We start from the raw sequence: 21,964 nt of genomic DNA, 5'->3' as shown, positions 1-21,964 counted from the left end.
GGTCATGCCCGATCCCCCCGGGGCCCGCCGACGCCGGCCCCGATCGCCTGGGAGTCGGCCAGTTCGGCGTAGGCCGGGCAGTCGGCGATGAGGTCGTCGTGGGTTCCGGTGCCGACGACAGCGCCGTCGTCGATGACGATGATCTGCTCGGCGCGCGCGATGGTGCTGATGCGCTGGGCGACGATGATGACGGTGGCGTCGGCGGTGATGTCACTCAACGCTGCGCGCACCCGCGCGTCGGTGTGCACGTCGAGCGCGGAGAAGGCGTCGTCGAACAGGAAGATCGCGGGCCTGCGGATCACCGCGCGGGCGATGGCCAGCCGTTGGCGCTGGCCGCCGGAGAAGTTCATGCCGCCCTGGGCAACGCGCATGGTCAGACCGTCGGGGTGAGCCGCCACGAAGTCGTCGGCGGCAGCGGTGCGCAGCGCCTGCCACATCTCGTCCTCGCTGGCGTCGGCCTTTCCGTAGCGCAGATTGTCGGCGACGGTGCCGGTGAACAGGTAGCCGCGCTGGGGTACCAGCCCGATCTTCGACCAGAGTTCGTCGGGCTCGTAGTCACGGACGTCGACGCCGTCCACCCGGACCGACCCCGCGGTCGCGTCGTACAACCGCGAGATCAGCGCGATCAACGTGGACTTTCCCGACCCTGTCGAGCCGACCACCGCGGTGGTGGTGCCCGGTCGCGCCGTAAGCGAAACATCCTGCAGGACGGGGCGATCCGCGCCGGGATAGCTGAAGCCGACCGCGTCGAGGCGGACCATCCCCGTGACCCGCTCGGGCCGCACCGGGCGGGCCGGGCTGCCGATCGCCGGGGTGGTCTGCAGCACCTCGGTGATGCGTTCGGCGCATACCGACGCCCTGGGGAAGATGATCAGCATGAAGGTGGCCATCAACACGGCCATCAGGATCTGCATGAAGTAGGACAGGAAGGCGATCAGCGATCCCACCTGCATGTGGCCGGCGTCGATGCGCACGCCGCCGAACCAGATCAGCGCGACGCTTGACACGTTGATCACCAGCGTGGTCACCGGTAGCAGCAGCGCCTGCCAGCGTCCCGCCGTCAACGCGGTGTCGGACAGCTTCCTGTTGGCCCGGTCGAAGCGGGCGATCTCGACGGGTTCCCTGGCGAACGCGCGGATGACCCGGATACCGGAAAGCTGGTCGCGCATCACCCGGTTGACGTTGTCGATGAGTCGTTGCATGTCGCGGAAGACGGGTAGCAGATGCGACACCAGCCAATAGTTCGACACCGCGAGGACGGGCACGCTGACGAGAAGCAGCCACGACAGCCCTGCGTCCTGATGCACCGCCATCGCGATGCCGCCGACCGACATGATCGGCGCGGTGACGAGCACCGTGCAGGTCAGCTGCACCAGCAGCTGGATCTGGCCGACGTCGTTGGTGGTGCGGGTGAGCAGGGACGGGGCGCCGAAGCGGGCCGCCTCCTCGGCGGAGAAGCCCGTGACGTGGTGAAAGATCGCGGCGCGAAGGTCGTGGCCGAATCCCATGCCCGCGCGTGAGCCGAAGTAGACGGCACCGACTGCGCACAGCACCTGCACGGCGGTCACCGCAAGCATCAGCATGCCCAGTTCGACGATGGTGGCGGTATCGCCCTGCGCCACACCGTCATCGATGATGGCGGCGTTGATGGTCGGCAGGTACAGCGAGGCCAGTGTGCTGATCACCTGCAATACCGCCACGACGGCGAGCAGCCAACGATATGGCCGCACGAATTCCCGCAGCAGTGCCACCAGCATTCCGCTACTGTCGCATACACCCCCGACAGCTTCGATGTGACCCACGGGGGCGTAGACGATATCGAAATCGCAGGTCAATCGGCATGTCGGTGGTTGCACCGTAGCGCTGCCGCTACAGTGCATGGCGTGACCGCAAGCACGTGCGCGAGCCGCATGCCCCGCAACACCCGCAATATAAGGGCCGTCGCCGCGCTGGCCGCAGCGATCGCCCCGGTGTTTGCCGCGTGCTCGAGTTCAGACTCGCCGGGGCCCGGCACCGCGCCGACCACGCCTGCCCCGCAGAACATCACGCACGGGCCGTTCTTCCCGCAGTGCGGCGGCATCAGCGATCAGGTGGTCGGGCAACTGACCGAGGTCAACGGGCTGATGAACACCGCTACGACATCGGTCGGTTGCCAGTGGCTCGTCGGCGGCAGCATCCTGGGCCCGCACTTCTCGTTCACCTGGTTCCGGGGCAGCCCAATCGGGCGGGAACGCAAGACCGAGCAGCTTTCCCGGGCGAGCGTGGAGGACATCACCATCGAAGGCCACAGCGGCTTCATCGCCATCGGTGAGGATCCGACGCTGGGCGCCAACCTGTGCGAGATCGGCATTCAGTTCGACGACGACTTCATCGAATGGTCGGTCAGCTACGTGCAGAAACCGTTCCCCAACCCGTGCGATGTGGCCACCGAGCTCACCCGCCAGTCGATCGTGAACTCGAAATGACCCGCGTTCGGTCCGGCCATCGAAACAGCCTCAGACCCGGCCGCCGCCTGGTCACGGGCACGGCCGCGGCACTGACCGTCGTGACGGCGCTGCTCGGGTTGGTGGGGTGTACCCGCACCGTCGAGGGCACGCCCGCGCTGGCGGGTTCCGGGGACGTGCCGCGCAACGACGACTCCGAGCGCCAGTACCCGAACCTGCTCAAGGAGTGTGAGGTCCTCACCGAGGACATCCTCGCCGAGACCGTCGGCGCCGACCCGCTCGACATCCAGAGCACGTTCGTGGGCGCCGTGTGCCGCTGGCAGGCGGCCAATCCGGCCGGGCTGGTCGATATCACCCGGTTTTGGTTCGAGCAGGGCAGCCTGGACAACGAACGCGAGACGGCGCAGCGGCTCGAATACCAGATCGAGAACCGGTCGATCGCCGGCGTCCCGTCGATCGTGATGCGCCCGAACGACCCGAACGGGGCGTGCGGGGTGGCCAGCGACGCGGCCGGTGTCGTGGGCTGGTGGGTCAATCCCCAGGCGCCGGGCATCGACGGCTGCGGGATGGCGATCAAGCTGATGGAGCTGACGCTGGCCACCAGCTCCTGACTTGTGCCAGTTCCCCTTGCGAGCAGACGCAAACTGCCCTGAAAGCCAGGGATTTGGGGTGCTTTTGCGTCTGCTCGGCGGGATTATCGAGGTACATGGAAGGCGACCAGTGCGGCGCTGTTGACGGTGAGCTCGGCCCACGGCTCCGCGGTGCGCAGCACGGCGATCGCCGAGGTGGGGTACTTGGCCAGGATGTCGTCGGCCGCCGTCCTGTCGCTGCTCTCCGCGTCGGCCAGGCCGAGCGCCACATTCGACATGGCCGGCTCGTGACCGATCACCAGCAGCGTGCGCACGCCGGGGTCGAATCGTGACGGCACGGCATTGATCTCGTCGAGGACGGTGCCCGGGGTGGCGTCGTAGAGGCGGTCGACGAACTCGGTGGGGGCCTCTATGCCTGTGCGTGCCAGCGTCTGGCGGGTTCGCGTCGCCGTCGAGCACATCACGGCGTCGATCGGGGCCATATGCACGCGTAGCCAGTCGCCCGCCAGGCCCGCCTCCCTGATGCCTCGCGGCGCGAGCGGCCGTTCGTGATCGACAACCCCCGGCGGGTAGTCGGATTTGGCGTGCCGCATCAACAACAGGGTCCGGTAGTCGTCGCTCACGGGGTTCACGCTAGGCCATGGCCATCGGGGGCAATCGCGTTTCGGCGGGCCGAGGCGCTTCCCAGGTCTTGTCGGCGCCCCGACCTACACTCGCCTTGCCCGACCACCAGGACACGAGAGACACGAGAGACACGAGAGGAAGGGGCCGACATGCGATTCATCCACACCGCCGACTGGCAGCTCGGCATGACCCGGCACTTCCTCAACGGTGAAGCGCAGCCGCGGTATTCGGCCGCACGCCGCGACGCCGTGGCCCGCCTCGGGCCGCTGGCCGCCGAGGTCGGCGCCGAGTTCGTCGTGGTGTCCGGTGACGTGTTCGAGCACAACCAACTCGCCCCCCGCGACGTCAGCACGGCGCTGGAGGCCATCCGCGGCATCGGCGTTCCTGTCTACCTCCTGCCCGGCAACCACGACCCGCTCGACGCGTCCTCGGTGTACACCAGCGCGTTGTTCCTGGCCGAATGCCCCGACAACATCCGGGTTCTCGACAGCGCGGGCATCTGCGAGGTTCGGCCCGGTGTGCAGCTGGTGGCGGCGCCGTGGCGGTCCAAGGCGCCCACCCGTGATCTCCTCGGCGATGCCATCGATGACCTCCCCGCCGACGGCGTGACCCGGATCGTCGTCGCCCACGGGGGCGTGGACGTGCTCGATCCCGATCAGAACAAGCCATCGCTCATCGGCCTGGCCCGGGTCGAGGCGGCCCTGGCGCGCGGGGCGATCCATTATGTGGCGTTGGGGGACAAGCATTCTCGCACCGAGGTGGGGTCGACCGGACGGGTCTGGTATTCCGGGTCACCGGAAGTGACCAACTACGACGACGTCGAACCCGACCCGGGTCACGTGCTGGTGGTGGACATCGACGAGGCCGACCCGTGCCGCGCGGTCGGTGTCGATGCTCGCAAGGTCGGTTTGTGGCGGTTCATCACGTTGCGCCGGGATGTCGACGGCAGCCGCGACGTCGCCGACCTGGACGTGAATCTCGACTGTCTGCCGCACAAGGAGCGCACCGTGGTGCGGCTGGCCCTGAGCGGATCGCTGACCGTCACCGACAAGGCGACGCTGGACGCATGCATCGATCGCTACGCGCGGCTGTTCGGTGCGTTGACCTCATGGGGCCGCCACACCGACATCGCTGTCATCCCGGCCGACGGCGAATTCGACGACCTGGGAATCGGTGGGTTCGCCGCTTCGGCGGTCGACGAACTCGTCCGCACCGCCCGCTCCGATGGCGAGGATGCCGACGACGCCCGTGCCGCGCTGGCGCTGCTGCTACGCCTGGTGGAGAGGGGCGACGGCAGGACGGACCGCGTCGAGGACAGGGGCCCGGACAGACGCCCGGACAGGGGCGTCGCGTGAAACTCCACCGGCTGACCCTCACCAACTACCGCGGCATCTCCCACCGCGAGATCGAGTTTCCCGACCGTGGCGTCGTGGTGATCAGCGGCGCCAACGAGATCGGCAAGTCGTCGATGATCGAAGCCCTTGACCTGCTGTTCGACGCCAGGGACAGGTCGACGAAGAAGGAGGTGAAGCAGGTCAAGCCGACGCACGCCGACGTCGGCTCCGAGATCACCGCTGAAATCTCCACCGGCGCTTATCGATTCATCTACCGCAAGCGGTTCCACAAGCGCTTCGAGACCCACCTGACGGTGTTGGCTCCTCGCCGTCACGAGCTGAGCGGCGACGAGGCCCACGACCGGGTGCGCGCGATCCTGGCCGAGACCGTGGACGTCGACCTGTGGCATGCGCAGCGGGTCCTGCAGTCCGCCCCCACTGCGGCGGTCGACCTGTCCGGATCAGACGCGCTGTCGCGGGCCCTGGACGTCGCCGCCGGGCAGGCGGCCCAGTTGTCGGGGGCCGAACCGCTGCTGATCGATCGCATCGATGCCGAGTACCAGCGATACTTCACACCCACCGGCAGGCCGACAGGGGAGTGGGCGGCGGCGGTCAGGCGATTGCGGAACGCCGACGACGAGGTGGCCCGCTGCGCCACCCTCGTCTCCGAGGTGGACGACGCGGTCCGCAGGCATTCGGTGCTCACCGCCGAATTGGCCGTGCTGACCGGCGAGCGCGATGAGGTCCGGCTTCTGCTCGCCGGGGCCCGGGCGGACGCCGAAGTCGTGGCGCAGCTGACCGGTCAGCTCAAGGAGGCCGAGGTCGTCGCCGCGGCCGCCGCGGCCAAGCACGCCGCGGCGGTCGCGGCGCTGACCGAGCGGCGCCGACTTCGTGCCGACATCGAGGAGCGCACCGTGGCGGTGTCCGCGCTGGCGGCGACCGCGGCGGAAGCCGCGGAGGCGGAAGCGACCGCACGGGAGGTGCACGGGGAAGCCGACGCGATCGCCGAATCCGCGCGCGCGACCGTGGAATCGGGCCAGGCCCGGGTCGACGCGGCGCGCCTGCACGTGGAGCGGCTGGCGCTGCGAGACGAGGCCGACCGGCTGGTGGGCAGGCTCGCCAAGATCGACGGGGCCCGCCGCGAGCTGGAACGCGCCGAGACCGAGTTGGCGGGCATCGCGCTCACCGACGCGTCGATGCGCGCGATCGAGGATGCCGCGGCGGCCGTGGAGCGCGCAACCGGCCGGCTCGACGCGGCGTCGGTGCGGATCGAACTTATCGCCTCCGCTGACGTCGAGGTGCGCATCGCAGGTGAGTCGCTCCCGCTGACTGCGGGCACGGTGTGGTCGGACAGCACGGCCGCGCCCATGGATGTCGAGCTGCCCGGCGTGCTGACCGCGCGGGTGCTTCCGGGCGTACCTGCACTGGACAGGCGTGCCGAACTGCAGGCGGCGCAACAGATCCTGACCACGGCGCTGGAGGCGGGACGGGTGTCCGACGTCGCCGCCGCGCGTGCCGTCGACGGGCGCCGCCGCGAGCTGGCGGCGGCCCGGGACCGCACCAGGGCCACGCTCGTCGCCCTCGTAGCCGAGGACACCGTCGAGCAGCTGCGGGCGCGGCTGGTCGAGCTGGCTCGCGACCTCCCCGGCGACGTTCCCGGCGATAGTCCCGGCGATGGCGCTCTCTTCGAGATCGGGGCCACCGGACCCGCGGATCCCGCCGCCGCCCGCGCCGAACTGGACGCCGCGGTGAGCGCCCACCGCCAGGCGCTGACCGACGCCGAGACGCATCGCAAGGTCGCCGCTGCCGCCGCGAACCGGCTGGGGGAGAGCACGACACACGCCAGTGTTCTGCGCGAGAAGCTGGCGGTCGCCCGCGCGGAACTGACCGCCTGCGTGGACCGCCTCGCGGTTCGGCGCGACGCCGTCAGCGACGATCAGCTGGCCGTCACCGCGCAGGCCGACGGGGACGAGAACCGCCGTGCCACCGCACGCATCGCCGAACTCGGCGGTCAGTTGGCGGCGGCAGCCCCCGACACGGTGGCCGCAGCGCTGGACCACGCCGTGCGCCGTGTCGACGCGGTCGCCGCCCGCCACGACGAAACCGCAGAGGCGTTGCGCGAGGCGAGCACTCAGCTCAAGGTGTACGGCACTCAGGGTCGCAAGGGCCAGCTCGATGCCGCAGAGACCGAACGCGAACACGCCGAATCGGAGCACCAGCGGGTGCAGCGCCGGGCCAGGGCGGCCGAAATGCTCCGCGAGGTGGTGGTGAGGCATCGTGACGCCACCCGTGCACGGTACGCCGAGCCGTTCCGCGGCGAGGTGGAACGGTTGGGCCGCATCGTGTTCGGCGACACCTTCGAGGTGGAGGTCGACAGCAGACTGCGGATCTGCACCCGCACGTTGGCGGGTCGCACCGTCCCCTACGATTCGCTGTCCGGCGGCGCCAAGGAGCAGTTGGGCATCGTGGCGCGGCTGGCGGGGGCGGCGCTGGTCGCCAAGGAGGACGGAGTTCCCATCGTGATCGACGATGCGCTGGGCTTCACCGATCCGGACCGGTTGATCAGGATGGGCGCGGTGTTCGACATGGTCGGCGGCGACGGCCAGGTCATCGTGCTGACGTGCAGTCCGCAGCGCTACGCCGGGGTCGGCGCGGCCCACCATGTCGTGCTGACGGCCTGACCCGCCCCGCGCTCGCGAGCGTGCGTGTTTGTTGCGCGACACGCCGTGTAGGGCGGAAGAATACGCACGCTCGCGAACGGAAAACCCACTCCGCGAACGGAAGCCAGACCCCGCGACCGATCACTCGTCCCGGCCGGCGGCGATCATCTCCTCGCGGGGGACGACCCTGCGTTCGCGGCCCTGCGCTTCACCGAGCGCGATCTCGTGCGCGTCGAGGCGCTGCCATTCCCGCCAGCTGGTGTAGTCGACGCCGTTGCTCGACAGGTGCGCCAGGATCGCGTCGGGGTTCCCGTCCTCCGGCGGCGGAATGTTCGGCAGGTCGTCCAGCAGGTTCGCGATCGTCTCCGCCGCGTCGGATTTGGTGTGCCCGATCAGTCCGACGGGGCCGCGCTTGACCCACCCGCTGACGTAGGTGGCTTCGATGATGACGCCGTCGATGTCGAGGACGCGTCCGCCGTCGCTGGGGACCACGCCGGCGTGGTGATCGAACGGCAGGTCCCGCCAGGTGCGAGGACAGATACCCGACCGCCCGGTACACCGCCTGCACCGGCCATTCGGTGAATTCGCCAGTGCTGCGGACATTTCCGTCGCCCATGAGCTCGGTGCGCTCGGTCCGCAACCCCGTGACGCGGTCGGCTCCGAGGATGGCGACGGGGGCCTGGCACAGGTGGATGTGGATGCGGTGTGGCGCACCGGTGGGTTCGCGCTGCAGGTACCGCATCAGGGTGTCGACCACCAGCCGTGTCGACTTGTTGGAGTTGATCTCCCGCTGGCTTGCCGCGTCGATCTCGAAACCCTCGGGGGTGCACGATGACGTCGACACTCGGGGAATGAGAGAGTTCGCGAAACTCCATCGGGGTGAACTTGATCTGAGCGGGGCCACGGCGGGCGAAGACGTGTACGTCGGTGGCCTCGTTGAGCGTAAGGCCGCGGTACACGTTGCCCGGGATCTCGGTGGTGAGTTGCTCGACGGCGGGTTTTGCCAGCATCCTGGCTATGTCGAGCGCCACGTTGCCCGCTCCGAGCACCGCGACGTTCTTGGCCGTCAGTGGCCAGTCCCTCGGCGCATCGGGGTGACCGTCGTACCACGAGACGAAGTCGGCGGCGCCATGGCTGCCCGGCAGATCGATCCCGGGTATCTCCAGCGCGCGGTCGGACCTCGCGCCGGTGCAGAAGACGACGGCGTCGTAGAAGTGCCGCAGGACAGTTTGATGTCGAACCCATAGCGGACGTTGCCGATGAACCTGATCTCGTCGCGACTCAGCACTCGCTGCAGCGCCTTGATGATCTCCTTGATGCGCGGATGGTCCGGCGCGACCCCGTCGCGCACCAGTCCGTACGGGGCGGGCAGCTGGTCGAAGATGTCGACCCGCGCACCGTCGTACTCCTTGGTGAGGACGTCGGCGGCGTAGATACCCGCCGGACCCGCACCGATGATGGCGACCCGGATGCGCCGCATGCACTACCTCCTGTTTAGCTTAGGTAAGCCTAATTTCGAGGGTCCCCATGCGGTCGTCTACGTCGGGAGACCTGCGTCACAGCGCAATCCGGTCATCACGGCGGCACTCAACCGGCGGGCACAATGTAGGGCGATGACAGCGAACAAGCGCATACACGACAAGCTCGTGGGGTTGCCCGGCGTGCGGTCGGTGCGTCGCCCGATCACCCCTGGCGCGGACGAGCGGTTCGACCTGTTCTATGTGCGCAGCGGCCCGCAAACCACCCACCCGGTGGTGATCATTCCGGGCGGCCCTGGCGTGGCGTCGATCCAGCAGTACCGCGGAATGCGGCGCCGAGCCGGTGCCAAGGGTGTTGCCAAGGGTGTTGACGTGATCATGGTCGAGCACCGCGGCGTCGGGTTGTCCCGCCACACCGACTCCGGCGCCGACCTGCCGCCCGAAGCGCTCACCCTCGATCAGGTCGTCAACGACGTTGCCGCCGTCCTCGACGACGCCGGAGTCGGCACCGCGGACATCTACGGCACGTCCTACGGCAGCTATGTCGCCGCCGGCGTCGGGGTGCGGCACCCGGGCCGGGTGCGCGCTATGGTGCTCGATTCGCCGCTGCTGTCCAGTGACGACATCGATGCGGTGCGCATGGCGATTCGCGGTGCGCTGTTGGAGGGTGACGACCCCCAGACCGCCGAACTGGCGCCCAAGATCCGCCGCCTGGTGGACGAGGGTGTGCTGGGCAGCGCCGCCGGCCACACCGCCACCATGGTGTACGGCTACGGCGGGGCCCGATTACTCGGCAGGCAGGTCGACCTGCTGCTGCGGCGGCGGATGTTGTTGTGGTGGGGGCTTCGCCGCCTCGACGCGATGTCGCTGCGTACGGTGCCGTACCGCAACGAGGCCGATCTGGTGTCCCGAATTGCCTTCCGCGAGTTGGACTATGCCGGCGTGCCGGACGGGCTACCGCTCGACCCCGCCTTGGCCGTGCACGACATGGCGCAGCACGAGACGGCTTTCGAGGCCGAACCCTACGATCTGCTCGCCGAGATGCCGCGGTTCGCCTGGCCGACCGTGGTCATCTCCGGCGGCAGGGACCTCACCACTCCGACAGCGGTGGCCGAGCGCGTCGCCGCGCTGATTCCCGACGCAGTGTTGCTGCGGCTGCCCACCGCCGGGCACAGCGCGCTGGACACCAGGGAGAAGGCGGCGTTCGCGGTGATCGACGCGGTGCGCACCGGCACCGCCCATCGCCTGCCCGACGTCGCATCCGAACTCGACACCCTGCCGGGCAGTGCGGCCATTCGCGTTCTGGTAACGGCGATTTCGGCGGCCGCCGCGGTCGAGTCGGCATTGCCCTCGGCCATTCCCCGCATGCTCAACCGCGTCACGGCTTCATGAAGCCGATCTTGGTGTAGTCCAGATCGCCCAGCCCGGCGGGCCCGAAGTTGGCCAGGGTGCTGCGCACCGCCACATTGCCCGGCGTCTGGAACAGCGGCAAGCTGAAACCCTCGGCCCAGATCAGCTTGTCGACCTCGTTTGCCAGCGCGCGCGCCTTCTCGGGATCCAGTTCGTCGAGCACCTCGTCCACCTTGGCGTCGATCTCCGGGCTGCTGATCTTGCCGAAGTTGCTCTGCGCGTTGGTGGTATAGATCTGGGTCAGGCAGCACAGGGAGAACGCGTCACCCGACCACGCGAACTGGGTGATGTCGAAGTTCCCGACGGTGACCCAGTCCTTGAAGAACCCGGTGCCCGGCTTGGCCTCCAGTTCCAGCTTCACCCCGATCTTGGCCAGGTTCTCCTGCGCGACCTGGCCGATCTGCCGCGTCGGCAGCGATTCGTAGAGCACGTTGCGGATCACCAGCTGGCGGCCGTCCTTTTCGCGGAACTGGCCGTTGAGCCGCCAGCCGAGCGCATCGAGTTCGGCCGCGGCCTTTTCGGGGTCGAAGGCCACGACGGCGCTGTTGTCCTGGTAGCCCTGCTGTCCGGCGACGAAGATGTGATTGTTCAGCGGGACCGGATTGTCGGTGAGCCCTCGCTGGCTGACGTCGACGATGGCCTGCCGGTTAATGCCCTTTGCGACCGCAAGGCGCAGCGCCTTGTCTTCGAGGATCGAGCCGGGTGCGCCGTTGAACGTGAGGTGATACCACGACGCCGAGGGTGTGCGCCGGATCGAGATGCCGGGGGTATTGCGCGCGATCGTCAACTCGTCGAGGGTCGCGACGCCGGTCGCGTCCAGCGCATCATTCTGAAGCGCGGGCACCCGCGCCGCGTCGTCCAACACGGAGTAGGTGATGCTGTCCAGCAGTGGCGTGGTGCCCCACCACTTCGGGTTGCGGGTCAGCACGATGCGCTGCGCGGTCCGGTCCAGCCCCGAAACGACGAACGGCCCCGCGGACGGTCCGGGACCGTTGAGCTGCCCGGTGTTGAAGATCTCCGGGTTCTGCGTCATCGACTTGGGCTGCAGCACTTCGTTGCCCGCGAACATGCCCTGCCAGTCGGTGTACGGCTTGGCGAAGGTGATGACGGCCTGGCGGTCGTCGACGCCGCGGGTGACCGACCCCACCCGTTCGCTGCCCGCGGAGCTGGCGATGATGTACGCGGGATCCTTGCCGCTGGTGGCGTTGATCTGCGAGGCCAGGTCCTCCCATGTGATCGGGGTGCCGTCGGACCACACCGCCGCCGGGTTGATGGTGTAGGTGATTTGCTGAGGGTCGGTGCCGGTCAACTCGACATCGGTGAAGTAGTCGGTGTTGACCGTCGTCGATCCGTCAGGGGCGACGCGGAAGGCGCGCGGCAGCGTCGCCCGCAGCATCGCCTTCAACGTTCCCTCGTTGCCGTCGAGATGCAGCGTGTTGAAGTTGTCGGGAAACGCCGGCAACGCGAGCCGCAGATTGCCCCCCTGCTGCAGGTTGGCCGGGTCCTGCGGGTTGATGTCGTTGGTGGTCCCGACCTGCGCGGTACCGCCGGCGGATGGGACCTCCTGATTGCCGGCCGAGCAGCCGGCGAGTGCGAGCACGGCGATCAGGCCGGCCGCGGCGAGGCGTCGCATCGTCATGCGGAGAGACTCTAACGCCGAGTCGGCCGTCGGGTGGGGAGCCGCGACGCAACACCGAAGTCACGGCTGGGGGACCGCGGCCAGCAGCCTGCGGGTGTACTCGTGGCGCGGCTGTGTGAACACCTCGTCGGCCTTGCCCTGCTCGACGATCGAGCCCTTGTACATGACCGCCACATCGTGGGCGAGGTGCCGGACCACCGAAAGGTCGTGCGAGACGAACAGATAGGACAGCCCGAAGCGCTCCTGCAGGTCGAGCAGCAGGTTGATGATGCCCGCCTGGATGGAGACGTCGAGCGCGGACACGGGTTCGTCGAGCGCCAGGATCCTGGGTCGCAGGGCCAGCGCTCGCGCGATGCCGATGCGCTGCTTCTGCCCACCGGAGAACTCGCCGGGATAGCGGGCGGCGTCCTGGTGCCGCAGCCCGACGAGGGTCAGCAGCTCGGCCACCCGCCCGGTGATGTCGGTCCGGACGTGGCCGTTGGCCAGCAGGGGTTCGGCGAGCACGTCGAACACCGGAAGGCGCGGGTCCAGCGAGGCGACCGGATCCTGGAACACCACCTGCAGGTCACCGCGCAGCGCCCGCTTGGCGCGGCTGTCCAGCGTCGCAACGTCGGCGCCGAGCACCTCGATCGAACCCGACTGCGGCGCCGCGAGTTCGAGCACCTGATGCAGGGTCGTCGACTTGCCCGAACCGGACTCGCCGACGATGCCCAGTGTGCGGCCCTCGTGCAGCTCGAAGCTGATCGAGTCGACGGCGCGTACCTCGCCGACCTGCCTGCGGAACACCACACCCTTCATCAGCCGGTACGTCTTGACCAGATCGCGCACCCGCAGCACCACCGGCGCGTCGGCGGGCGGGGCGGACCGGGCAGGTTCCGTGGACACCCCGTAGATGTCGGCGGCGCTGCGGCCCGCGACCTCGTCGGTGCGGATGCACGCGGCAGTGTGGTCGGCCGCCACATCCACCAATTCCGGTTCGGCCGAACGGCATTCGTCGATCACCAGCGGGCAGCGCGGGGCGAACGGGCAGCCGGGGGACAGCGCGGCCAGCGACGGCGGTGCGCCGGGGATCGGCACCAGCCGCGAGCCCTGGCGGGCGTCCAGACGCGGCACCGAGCCGAGCAGTCCGACCGTATAGGGCATCCTGCGGTCGCGGTAAAGGCCGGTGACCGGCGCTGTCTCCACCGCCGCGCCCGCGTACATGACCAGGGCGCGGTCCGCGAACTCGGCGACCACGCCGAGGTCGTGGGTGATGATCAGCACCCCCGCACCGGTCACGTCGCGGGCGGTGCGCAGCACGTCGAGGATCTGCGCCTGCACCGTGACGTCGAGCGCGGTGGTCGGCTCGTCGCAGATCAGCAGGTCGGGATCGTTGGCGATGGCGATGGCGATGACGACACGCTGGCGCTCGCCGCCGGACAACTCGTGCGGGAACGACCGGGCCCGCCGCTCCGGCTGGGCGATGCCGACCAGTTCGAGCAACTCGACCGCCCGCGCCTGGGCGGACCGTTTGCCAGCCCGTTTGCCAGCCGGTTTGCCAGCCCGTTTGCCAAGGTCCCGCTGGTGGATTTCCAGGGCCTCGGCGATCTGGTCGCCGACGGTATAGACCGGGGTGAGCGCCGACATCGGGTCCTGGAAGACCGTCCCGATCGTCGCGCCGCGAATCCCGGACATCTCCCTGTCGGAGAGCCCGAGCAGTTCCCGCCCGTGCAACCGCACCGACCCGGACACCTCCGCGAACTCCGGCAGCAGCCCGGCCACCGCCATCGCGGTGGCCGACTTGCCTGCGCCGGATTCGCCGACCAGCGCGACCACCTCGCCGGTGTCGACGTGAAAGTCCATGCCGCGCACCGCCGCCACCCGTTCGGTGTCGGTCGGAAAGCTCACCGTGAGGCCCGAGACCGCGAGCAGACTCATCTGCGCGCCTTCCTCAGCGGCCTCGCCCCGGGATCGAGTGCGTCGCGAAGCCCGTCGCCGACGAGGTTGGCGCACAACACGATCAGCACCAGCACACCGGCAGGAAAGAGGAACACCCACGGAAACGTGGCCACCGACGGGGTGCCGTCGGCGATGAGTGTGCCCAGCGACACGTCGGGGCGCTGCACACCGAAACCGAGGAAGCTCAAACTGGTTTCGGCGAGCACCGCGATTCCGACGTTGAGCGCGGTGTCGATGATGAGTATCGAGGCGACGTTGGGCACGATGTGGCGCACGATGATTCGCGTGTTGCTCACGCCCATGTACCGCGCCGCCACCACGAACTCGCGATCGCGCAGACTCATCGTCATACCGCGCACGATGCGGGAACTGATCATCCAGCTGAATCCGGCCAGCAGCAGGATCAACCAGAACACAGTTCCGGACTGTTTGGTGCGGGGTGTGACGATCGCGATCAGCAGGAAGCCGGGCACCACGAGCATCAGGTCGACGATCCACATCAGCGCGCGGTCACGCCAGCCGCCGAAGTAGCCGGCGATCGCCCCGACGGCCGCGGCGATGGTCGTGGAGATGAACGCCACGCAGACCCCGATCAGCAGCGACTTCTGCATGCCACGCAGCGTCTGGGCAAGCAGGTCCTGACCCAGCGAGTTGGTGCCGAACCAATGCCCGGTGCTGGGCGGTTGTTGCAGGGCGGTGTAGTCCAGATCGGTGTAGTCGTACGGCAACACCGGCGGCAGCGCGTAGCAGCCGACGAACATCACCACCAGCAGGATCAGCGACACCACAGCGGGCCGGTTGCGCAGGAACCTGCGGAACACCAGCGTGCGCCGCGACGCGAAGGTGTGCACGTCCACTCCCGACCTGACCGTCACGGGTTCACTCATCGCGCCCTGACCCGGGGGTCGAGAGCGGCGTAGATGACGTCGGACAGCAACCCCGCGAACAGGATGGCCGCGCCGGTGAACACCGTGATGGCAACGACGATGTTGGTGTCCTGGGCGGCGATGCCCTGCACGAACCATTCACCGATGCCGTGCCAGCCGAAGATCTTCTCGGTGAACACCGCCCCGGTGACCAGTCCGCCGACGCTGTAGGCGAACAGGGTGGCCATCGGGATCAGTGCCGTCCGCAGACCGTGCTTGAACAGGGCCTGGCGCCGGGTGAGTCCCTTGGCCCGCGCGGTGCGGATGAAGTCCTGCCCGAGCACGTCGAGCATCGCATTGCGTTGGTAGCGGCTGTATCCGGCGATCGATCCCAGCGCCAGCGTCAGCGTCGGCAGGATCAGGTGTTGCACGCGGTCGACGAACTCGTGCCCGAACCCCGACGCGCCGCCTGCCACGTCCGGCGAGGTCTCGCCGGTGTACTCGAACAGCCGAACCCCCAGCACCGAGTTGACGTTCAGCGCGGCCAGGATCAGCAGGTTGGCGATGACGAACGTCGGGGCGCTGAGCACCAGCAACGACAACAGCGTGATCACCCGATCGGCGAGCCGATACTGCCTGACGGCACTCCATGCGCCCACCACCACGCCGATCACGGTGCCGAGCACCGCACCGAGGACCACCAGCCGCATACTCACCCCGATGCGCCGCCACAGCTGCTCGGAAACCGGCTGACCGGTGATCGTGGTGCCGAAGTCACCGCGGACGGCGCCGCCCAGCCAATGGGCGTAGCGAAGGGGAATGGGCTTGTCCAGGTCCAACTCGGCCGCCTTGGCGTCGATCGCCGCCTGCGGTGGCCGGGGATTGCGCTGCTCGAGGCTGTCGAGAGGGGAGAACGTCGCCGAAGCCAGGGTGAACGTCAGGAAGGACGCCAGCGCCAGCAGGACGGCGTAATTGAGCAGCCGGCGCGCGAGGAAGCGGATCATTGGGTCGCCGCCGTCGCACCTGACATGCGCACAGGTTAAGAGATCGCCGCACATGGAGCCGCCGGACGGGCTGGGCGCGCCGCAGGCGCTTCGGCAAGTCAACTCTCAACGGTGGTTCAGAACGTTCACAGATTCGCGGCGTTCCCTGAAGTTACCTGCGGTTTTGTCCGAGAAACACGAACAGCGACCGGAAATTGGAGGCTGTCCACGATGTCAACAAACACCACGATTTCAAACACCAGGATCACAAACACCAGGATCACAAACACCATGGCCACGAATATCAAGAAGAACGTCAAGCTGATCCTCGCCGGGGTCGGCGGCAGTGCGGTGCTGTCGATGAGTGTGTTCGGCGTCGCGCTGGCCCAGGAGCAGCAGTCGGATCCGGCGTTGATGGCCAAGTCGAATGTGATGAACATCGGTTCGTCGGCCACCACGACCACGGCGCCTGCGACCGTCGAGGCGACGCAGATGGCGGTTCCGGCGATCAAGGGCCCGGCGCCGCTGCCGTCCGAGGAACAAGCGGCCGAGTAAGGACGATCTCGTCCGTCACGCCGGGTGATTCCCACCTGCCGTCCAGGGTGCCCGAAGGTTGGCATCGTTCACTATCGCCTGAATCAAACCCGGTCTGTCTCACCGTTGTGACGGGCCACCGTCACAACCGGATGGAGATCCAGGCATGAGCGACGCAACCACCCGCACCCGTTCCAGAGCGCTCGCCGCATTGATCGGCGGTGCCGCCTTGGTGGTCATGGGCGCCGTCACCGTGGCGACGCACGAGCAGGCCACCGACGGGACCGTCAGCGTGGAAGGCGCCGGGATGACGCTGGGCGCGACCGCGACGACGACGACGCCGCCCAGCGTCATCCCGATCGCGGTCGCATCACCGACGGTGAAGGCGACCTTTTACGGCAAGCACTGATCCGTGCCCCGGTCTCAGCGCTGCCCCGGTGCGGGCTCGGGGGTGGCGATGCTCGTGATGGTCGGTGTCTGGCCGTCCCGGGTGGCGCGGACGATGACCTGGTCACCGACCGCGAACGGGGCGCTGGGCGACCCGGCGGGCATCGCGTAGGTCTCGACGTAGCCGTCCGCGCTTCGCACCGTGACCGACGTTGTCGACAGCGCGGTCACGGCGCCCGTCTGGGTCACGACCGTCGTGTATCCGCCGCTGGCGTCGGTGACGACGAACTCCCCGTGCACCGAAGGCGTGTCGGGTCCCGCCCCGAACATCATCGGCGCGGGCGCCGGCCCGCCAGGGCCAATTTGACCCGGCCCGCCAGGGCCCATCTGACCCGGCCCGCCCGGTGCGGCATGGCCCGGCCCGAAGGGCTGGCCGGGCCCGCCCATCGCGCGGGAGCCGTCGGCGGCGGCGTAGATCGCCGCACCGCCCAGCGCGGCGATGACCGCCGCGACACCGACGGCGGCGGCGGTCTGCCGCAGGCCCCAGCGCTGCGGCGAGGGCTGCGGTGAACCCCAGACCGGTTTCGGGGACGGGCCTGTGTTGTGCTGCTGCTCGGATGTCGTCACAGCACACACTGTGCAGCGCGGACATGTGCGTGGGCTGTGCGGCCGTTCAGCGCCGATGAGGGGCCGATTAGGGGCAATGAAGGGCGATGCGAGCCGACGTGCGATGACGAAACATGTCTCACAGCGGGCGCATAGAAATCCCACAGCCACCGCCCATCGCCGGGGCGAATAATGGTGTCGTGCCCATCGCGAACTCCGTCCACGAGAACGAGTCGGGCCGCGCCGTGATGCGCAGGGCCGACGGTAAACCCATCAACGTGTTGGTCGTCGATGACGAGCCGGTACTGGCCGAGCTGGTGTCGATGGCGCTGCGCTATGAGGGCTGGGAGATCGTCACCGCGGGCGACGGCACGACGGCGATCGCGCTGGCCAAGCAGACCCCTCCCGACGTCGTGGTGCTCGACGTGATGCTGCCCGATATGAGCGGCCTGGACGTGCTGCACAAGCTGCGCGAACAGATCCCCGGGCTGCCGCTGCTGCTGTTGACCGCCAAGGACTCCGTCGAGGACCGCATCGCCGGCCTGACCGCGGGCGGAGACGACTACGTGGCCAAGCCGTTCAGCCTCGAGGAGGTGGTGCTGCGGCTGCGCGCACTGTTGCGGCGCACCGGTGTCACCACCGAGAGCGGCGGCGCCAAGATCGTCGTCGGGGACCTGGTGCTCGACGAGGACAGCCACGAGGTCACCAGGGGTGGTGACCTCATCACGCTCACCGCGACGGAATTCGAGCTGCTGCGGTTCATGATGCGCAACTCCAAACGGGTGCTCAGCAAGGCGCAGATCCTCGATCGGGTGTGGAGTTACGACTTCGGCGGCCGGTCCAACATCGTCGAGCTCTACGTGTCCTACCTGCGTAAGAAAATCGACAGCGGCCGCGAACCGATGATCCACACCTTGCGCGGTGCCGGGTATGTCCTCAAACCGGCCCGCTGACGGGCGGGCTGGGAGCACCCGGCCGGGCATCCGGCATCCGCGTACGTGGTCGTTGCGGGCCCGGCTGCTCGCCACGCAGGTGACGCTGCTCGCGGTGGTGTGCGCCGCGATCGGCGTGGGAACCGAACTCGCCCTCCAACGTTTCCTGATCAATCAGCTCGACGACCAGCTGGCCGAGGCGGGCAGGCGGTCGGTGGCGCTGTTCGATTTCGGCCCCCCGCCACTGCCTCCGTCCGTGATGGCGCCGGTGCCACGATTCCCGTCACCGCCCGGCGACGACCGGCCCCCGCCGGGGGGACCGCCGAGGGTCGTCATCCGTGATGGCGGGCCGGGCCCGGCGTTTCTCAACGCGCCCGGGCAGGCCACGCGCACCGTGGGTGCCGTTGTCGCGCATGGCGTCCCGCTCACGGCCGGGGTGATCACCGCCGACGGCTCGCGGGCCGCGGTCAGCGCAGCGGCCGCGGCTCAACTCGCCGCCATCACACCGTCCGCGCACCCGTCCACCGTCGAACTGGACGGCCTGGGCCGCTACCGGGTCATCGCCGGGCACACGCGGGTGCCCGGCGAGACGGTCGTGACGGGACTGCCGACCGCCGATGTCGACGACACGTTGTGGTGGGTACTGGTCATCTTCATCGTCGTGGCAGCGGTCGCGCTCGTCGCGGCCGCGACCGTCGGCATCGTGATCGTGCGTCGCCAACTCGCGCCGCTGTCACGGGCTTCCGCGGCGGCCCGGCAGATCGCCGACCTCGAACTCGATCGCGGCGAGGTGCGGCTGCCGTCGCCGATCGTCGACGTCGACCCCGCCAGCGCGCACACCGAGGTGGGCCAGCTCGGCACCTCGCTCAATCGGATGCTGGACCGCATCGCCGATGCGCTGTCGGCCCGGCATGCCAGCGAAACACGGATCAGGCAGTTCGTCGCCGACGCCAGCCACGAACTGCGCACGCCGCTGGCCGCGATCCGCGGCTACACCGAACTGGCGCAGCGTAAACAGCGGGAGCTGCCCGACGACGTCGCGCACGCGATGAGCCGGGTCGAGTCGGAGACCGAACGGATGACCCAGTTGGTCGAGGACATGCTGCTATTGGCCCGCCTCGACACCGGCAGACCGTTGCAGAGCGACTCCGTCGACCTGTCCCGCCTGGCGGTCGACGCCGTCAGCGACGCGCACATCGCCAGCCCCGACCACGCCTGGCTGCTGGACCTGCCCGACGAGCCGGTGATGATCGACGGCGACGAAGCCCGGTTGCATCAGGTGCTGGCGAACCTGCTGGCCAACGCGCGCGTTCACACCCCGGCGGGGACGTCGGTGACGACGTCGCTGGCCGTGCGCGACGGCGGGGGAGCGGCGCTGACGGTCGCCGACGATGGCCCCGGCATACCGCGGTGGTTGCAGCCGGAGATCTTCGAGCGGTTCGCCCGCGGCGACACATCGCGCTCCCGCAAAGGTGGCAGCACCGGCCTGGGCTTGGCCATCGTCGCCGCGGTGGTCAAGGCGCATCGCGGCACCATCGCCGTCCACAGCGTTCCCGGCCGCACGGAGTTCGTCGTCGAACTCCCGTAGCGAGCACTCACAGCCAAGACACAGCACGAACAAATCCCGCCCCTAGCCGCCGCGGCGATGATCGAGCCCGTGACCGCGGTGGCCCTTCGAGAATCCGTCCGCGCGGCGACGACACCTGCCGTGCCGGTGAGTCGCGCCATGCTCGAACGGTTTTCGCTGGCGGTGCTGCTCACCGCGACCGCTGCGCTGTACCTGTGGAATCTCTCGGCCAGCGGCTGGGCCAACGCCTTCTATTCGGCGGCTGCGCAGGCGGGTGCGGACAACTGGACCGCGATGCTGTTCGGCTCCAGCGACGCTGGCAACGCCATCACGGTCGACAAGACCCCGGCGGCGCTGTGGGTCATCACCGCCTCGGTCCGGGTGTTCGGCCTCAACCCGTGGAGTGTGCTGGTGCCGCAGGCCATCGAAGGGGTTGCCGCGGTCGCGGTGCTCTACGCCGCGGTGCGCCGCGTGAGCGGGCCGGGAGGGGCGATGCTGGCGGGTGCGGTGTTCGCGCTGACACCCGTGGCGGCGCTGATCTTCCGATTCAACAATCCCGACGCGCTGCTGGTGCTGTTGCTGGTCGCGGCGGCCTACTGCGTGCAGCGGGCCTGCGAAAAGGACAGCAGCCGTTGGTGGTTGATCGGTGCCGGGGTGGCGGTGGGGTTCGGCTTCCTGGCCAAGATGATGCAGGCCTTCCTTGTGCTGCCCGGGTTCGTCGCCGCCCATCTCGTGGCCGGGCAGCGCCCGCTGCGGCGCCGCGCGGCCGATGCTCTGATGGCCGGGGCCGTCATGGTATTCGCCGGCGGGTGGTATCTGGTGCTGGCCGAGGTGTGGCCGGAGGCGTCGCGACCGTACATCGGGGGCTCGCAGCACAACAGCATCGTCGAGCTCGCGTTGGCGTACAACGGCGTTGGCCGGCTCACCGGTGACGAGCCCGGCGGGCTGGGCAACATGAATTTCGATGCCGGATGGGGCAGGCTGTTGGGCTACGGGATGGGCGCCGACATCGGATGGCTGTTGCCCGCCGCGCTGATCTGCCTGGCTTCGGGCCTGCTGATCACCCGCCGCGCGCCCCGCACGGATCCGACCAGGGCGGCATTGATCGTGTGGGGCGGGTGGCTGGTCGTCACCGGTGCGGTCTTCAGCTTCATGAACGGGATCGCGCACGCCTACTACACCGTGGCCCTCGCGCCCGCGATCGCCGCGCTGATAGGCATCGGCGCACCTTTGTTGTGGCGCAGGAGATTCGATATCAGGGCGGCGACAGCGCTGTCCGGGACGGTGCTGGTCACCGCGATCCTCGCGGTGGTGCTGCTGGCCCGCCATGACGACTGGCTGCCCTGGCTGCCCGCGATGGTGGCCGTCGCGGGTGTGGGCGCCGCGGCATTGCTGGTGGTGGTGGCACGGCTGCCCGCCGCGGTGGCACGCGGCGTAGCGGTGCTGGCCGTTGCGGCGTGCCTGTGCGCGCCGGCGGCCTTCTCGCTGGCGACGGCGGCGTCTGCGCACACCGGGTCGATCCCGTCGGTCGGCCCGTCGCGCGGCGCGATGTTCTCCGGACCCGGCGGGCTGCTCGCCGCGCCGACGCCCGGGCCCACGCTCATTGCGGCGCTGGCCGCCGACGCGGACGACTTCACCTGGGCCGCCGCGGTGGTCGGGTCCAACAACGCCGCCGGCTACCAATTGGCAAGCGGCGCCCCGGTCATGGCACTGGGCGGTTTCAACGGCACCGATCCGGCCCCGACACTCGACGGGTTCAAGGATCTGGTGCAGGGCAAGCAGATCCACTATTTCATCCGTGGCCACCTGATGTTCGGTCACCACGGCGGCGCGGGTGGCAGTGAGGAAGCGTCGCGCATCGCCGAATGGGTCGAAGGTCACTACCGCCCGATGAGTGTCGACGGCGTCGTCATCTACGACCTGACCGCCGCCGCGGCGAATTCATAGCCGGTGCATAGCCGTTGCAGAACAA

The 21,964-nt window shown here is 68.9% G+C and carries 18 protein-coding genes and 1 pseudogene; 10 read left to right on the top strand and 9 right to left on the bottom strand.

Translation table 11 applies throughout. From position 1 onward, the window contains the following. Positions 1-2: 2 nt before the first annotated feature. Positions 3-1,757 (bottom strand): ABC transporter ATP-binding protein, encoded by a 1,755-nt coding sequence (locus ADBZ6K_RS15435; protein ID WP_526348138.1) that lies wholly within the window; start codon positions 1,755-1,757, stop codon positions 3-5. A gap of 153 nt (positions 1,758-1,910) precedes the next feature. On the opposite strand from ADBZ6K_RS15435, the gene ADBZ6K_RS15430 reads away from it, so the two are divergent. Continuing rightward, the gene (locus ADBZ6K_RS15430) at positions 1,911-2,465 is read left to right on the top strand and encodes a DUF3558 family protein (protein ID WP_526348252.1); all 555 of its coding nucleotides are present in this window, start codon (positions 1,911-1,913) and stop codon (positions 2,463-2,465) included. Continuing rightward, positions 2,462-3,055 (top strand): DUF3558 family protein, encoded by a 594-nt coding sequence (locus ADBZ6K_RS15425; protein WP_526348136.1) that lies wholly within the window; start codon positions 2,462-2,464, stop codon positions 3,053-3,055. Before ADBZ6K_RS15430 ends, ADBZ6K_RS15425 begins: the two co-directional genes overlap by 4 nt. An 83-nt stretch (positions 3,056-3,138) precedes the next feature. Here ADBZ6K_RS15425 and ADBZ6K_RS15420 read toward each other — a convergent pair whose 3' ends face one another. Then, entirely contained in the window at positions 3,139-3,657 is a 519-nt protein-coding gene (locus ADBZ6K_RS15420) for a SixA phosphatase family protein (RefSeq protein ID WP_526348134.1), read from the bottom strand. Between the two features lie 150 nt (positions 3,658-3,807). Here ADBZ6K_RS15420 and ADBZ6K_RS15415 point away from each other — a divergent pair, with 150 nt between their 5' ends. Then, positions 3,808-5,013, top strand: a complete 1,206-nt coding sequence (locus ADBZ6K_RS15415; RefSeq protein WP_526348132.1) for a metallophosphoesterase family protein — start codon at positions 3,808-3,810, stop codon at positions 5,011-5,013. Further along, positions 5,010-7,673 (top strand): AAA family ATPase, encoded by a 2,664-nt coding sequence (locus ADBZ6K_RS15410; RefSeq protein WP_526348130.1) that lies wholly within the window; start codon positions 5,010-5,012, stop codon positions 7,671-7,673. The genes ADBZ6K_RS15415 and ADBZ6K_RS15410 overlap by 4 nt, the downstream gene beginning before the upstream one ends. A 120-nt stretch (positions 7,674-7,793) precedes the next feature. Here ADBZ6K_RS15410 and ADBZ6K_RS15405 read toward each other — a convergent pair. Then, a pseudogene (locus ADBZ6K_RS15405) lies at positions 7,794-9,132 on the bottom strand (FAD-dependent oxidoreductase). 133 nt (positions 9,133-9,265) lie between these two features. Here ADBZ6K_RS15405 and ADBZ6K_RS15400 point away from each other — a divergent pair. Beyond that, positions 9,266-10,522: an alpha/beta fold hydrolase gene (locus ADBZ6K_RS15400; RefSeq protein ID WP_526348128.1), complete on the top strand. Its 1,257-nt coding sequence runs from the start codon at positions 9,266-9,268 to the stop codon at positions 10,520-10,522. Here ADBZ6K_RS15400 and oppA read toward each other — a convergent pair. The 5 genes from oppA to ADBZ6K_RS15375 all read right to left on the bottom strand — a co-directional run bounded on the left by oppA (position 10,509) and on the right by ADBZ6K_RS15375 (position 16,259). Then, positions 10,509-12,179 carry an oligopeptide ABC transporter substrate-binding protein OppA gene (gene oppA, locus ADBZ6K_RS15395; protein ID WP_526348126.1) on the bottom strand — a complete coding sequence of 557 codons (1,671 nt, stop codon included), beginning with the start codon at positions 12,177-12,179 and terminating at the stop codon, positions 10,509-10,511. The two genes, ADBZ6K_RS15400 and oppA, sit on opposite strands and share 14 nt — an antisense overlap. Positions 12,180-12,239: 60 nt before the next feature. Beyond that, a complete protein-coding gene (gene oppD / locus ADBZ6K_RS15390) occupies positions 12,240-14,096 on the bottom strand; it encodes an oligopeptide ABC transporter ATP-binding protein OppD (protein ID WP_526348124.1) in 1,857 nt (618 codons plus the stop codon). Then, entirely contained in the window at positions 14,093-14,968 is an 876-nt protein-coding gene (gene oppC, locus ADBZ6K_RS15385; protein WP_526348250.1) for an oligopeptide ABC transporter permease OppC, read from the bottom strand. Before oppC ends, oppD begins: the two co-directional genes overlap by 4 nt. A gap of 32 nt (positions 14,969-15,000) precedes the next feature. Next, positions 15,001-15,987, bottom strand: coding sequence for an oligopeptide ABC transporter permease OppB (gene oppB, locus ADBZ6K_RS15380; protein ID WP_526348122.1), 987 nt, complete (start codon positions 15,985-15,987; stop codon positions 15,001-15,003). Between the two features lie 125 nt (positions 15,988-16,112). Beyond that, the gene (locus ADBZ6K_RS15375; RefSeq protein ID WP_526348120.1) at positions 16,113-16,259 is read right to left on the bottom strand and encodes a hypothetical protein; all 147 of its coding nucleotides are present in this window, start codon (positions 16,257-16,259) and stop codon (positions 16,113-16,115) included. Here ADBZ6K_RS15375 and ADBZ6K_RS15370 point away from each other — a divergent pair. Together ADBZ6K_RS15370 and ADBZ6K_RS15365 are read left to right on the top strand one after the other, a co-directional pair. Next, positions 16,258-16,521, top strand: a complete 264-nt coding sequence (locus tag ADBZ6K_RS15370; RefSeq protein ID WP_526348118.1) for a hypothetical protein — start codon at positions 16,258-16,260, stop codon at positions 16,519-16,521. The genes ADBZ6K_RS15375 and ADBZ6K_RS15370 overlap by 2 nt on opposite strands. 145 nt (positions 16,522-16,666) lie before the next feature. Beyond that, positions 16,667-16,909 carry a hypothetical protein gene (locus tag ADBZ6K_RS15365; protein WP_526348117.1) on the top strand — a complete coding sequence of 81 codons (243 nt, stop codon included), beginning with the start codon at positions 16,667-16,669 and terminating at the stop codon, positions 16,907-16,909. Between the two features lie 14 nt (positions 16,910-16,923). Here ADBZ6K_RS15365 and ADBZ6K_RS15360 read toward each other — a convergent pair whose 3' ends face one another. Further along, complete coding sequence (locus tag ADBZ6K_RS15360) at positions 16,924-17,514, bottom strand: hypothetical protein (RefSeq protein WP_526348115.1); 591 nt, start codon at positions 17,512-17,514, stop codon at positions 16,924-16,926. A gap of 227 nt (positions 17,515-17,741) precedes the next feature. Here ADBZ6K_RS15360 and ADBZ6K_RS15355 point away from each other — a divergent pair, with 227 nt between their 5' ends. From ADBZ6K_RS15355 to ADBZ6K_RS15345, 3 genes are all read left to right on the top strand, one after another. Then, positions 17,742-18,446 (top strand): response regulator transcription factor, encoded by a 705-nt coding sequence (locus ADBZ6K_RS15355; protein WP_526348248.1) that lies wholly within the window; start codon positions 17,742-17,744, stop codon positions 18,444-18,446. Beyond that, on the top strand, positions 18,424-20,013 hold the full coding sequence (locus ADBZ6K_RS15350; protein ID WP_526348113.1) for a sensor histidine kinase: 1,590 nt from the start codon (positions 18,424-18,426) through the stop codon (positions 20,011-20,013). Before ADBZ6K_RS15355 ends, ADBZ6K_RS15350 begins: the two co-directional genes overlap by 23 nt. Before the next feature lie 138 nt (positions 20,014-20,151). Then, positions 20,152-21,939, top strand: coding sequence for an ArnT family glycosyltransferase (locus ADBZ6K_RS15345; protein WP_526348246.1), 1,788 nt, complete (start codon positions 20,152-20,154; stop codon positions 21,937-21,939). The last annotated feature ends 25 nt before the right edge of the window (positions 21,940-21,964 follow it).

Origin of the sequence: Mycobacterium sp. (assembly GCF_044223235.1) — a bacterium.
GTDB lineage: Bacteria > Actinomycetota > Actinomycetes > Mycobacteriales > Mycobacteriaceae > Mycobacterium.
This window is presented reverse-complemented; position numbering and strand designations above follow the sequence as displayed.

Bases quoted from the DNA above. Each gene is read 5' to 3' on its own strand.
- oppD (WP_526348124.1), bottom strand. From the start codon at position 14,096: ATGAGTCTGCTCGCGGTCTCGGGCCTCACGGTGAGCTTTCCGACCGAC.
- ADBZ6K_RS15365 (WP_526348117.1), top strand. From the start codon at position 16,667: ATGAGCGACGCAACCACCCGCACCCGTTCCAGAGCGCTCGCCGCATTG.
- oppA (WP_526348126.1), bottom strand. From the start codon at position 12,179: ATGACGATGCGACGCCTCGCCGCGGCCGGCCTGATCGCCGTGCTCGCA.
- ADBZ6K_RS15355 (WP_526348248.1), top strand. From the start codon at position 17,742: ATGCGCAGGGCCGACGGTAAACCCATCAACGTGTTGGTCGTCGATGAC.
- ADBZ6K_RS15435 (WP_526348138.1), bottom strand. From the start codon at position 1,757: ATGCTGGTGGCACTGCTGCGGGAATTCGTGCGGCCATATCGTTGGCTG.
- ADBZ6K_RS15415 (WP_526348132.1), top strand. From the start codon at position 3,808: ATGCGATTCATCCACACCGCCGACTGGCAGCTCGGCATGACCCGGCAC.
- ADBZ6K_RS15375 (WP_526348120.1), bottom strand. From the start codon at position 16,259: ATGGTGTTTGTGATCCTGGTGTTTGTGATCCTGGTGTTTGAAATCGTG.
- ADBZ6K_RS15400 (WP_526348128.1), top strand. From the start codon at position 9,266: ATGACAGCGAACAAGCGCATACACGACAAGCTCGTGGGGTTGCCCGGC.
- ADBZ6K_RS15345 (WP_526348246.1), top strand. From the start codon at position 20,152: ATGCTCGAACGGTTTTCGCTGGCGGTGCTGCTCACCGCGACCGCTGCG.
- ADBZ6K_RS15430 (WP_526348252.1), top strand. From the start codon at position 1,911: ATGCCCCGCAACACCCGCAATATAAGGGCCGTCGCCGCGCTGGCCGCA.
- ADBZ6K_RS15370 (WP_526348118.1), top strand. From the start codon at position 16,258: ATGGCCACGAATATCAAGAAGAACGTCAAGCTGATCCTCGCCGGGGTC.
- ADBZ6K_RS15425 (WP_526348136.1), top strand. From the start codon at position 2,462: ATGACCCGCGTTCGGTCCGGCCATCGAAACAGCCTCAGACCCGGCCGC.
- oppB (WP_526348122.1), bottom strand. From the start codon at position 15,987: ATGATCCGCTTCCTCGCGCGCCGGCTGCTCAATTACGCCGTCCTGCTG.
- ADBZ6K_RS15350 (WP_526348113.1), top strand. From the start codon at position 18,424: ATGTCCTCAAACCGGCCCGCTGACGGGCGGGCTGGGAGCACCCGGCCG.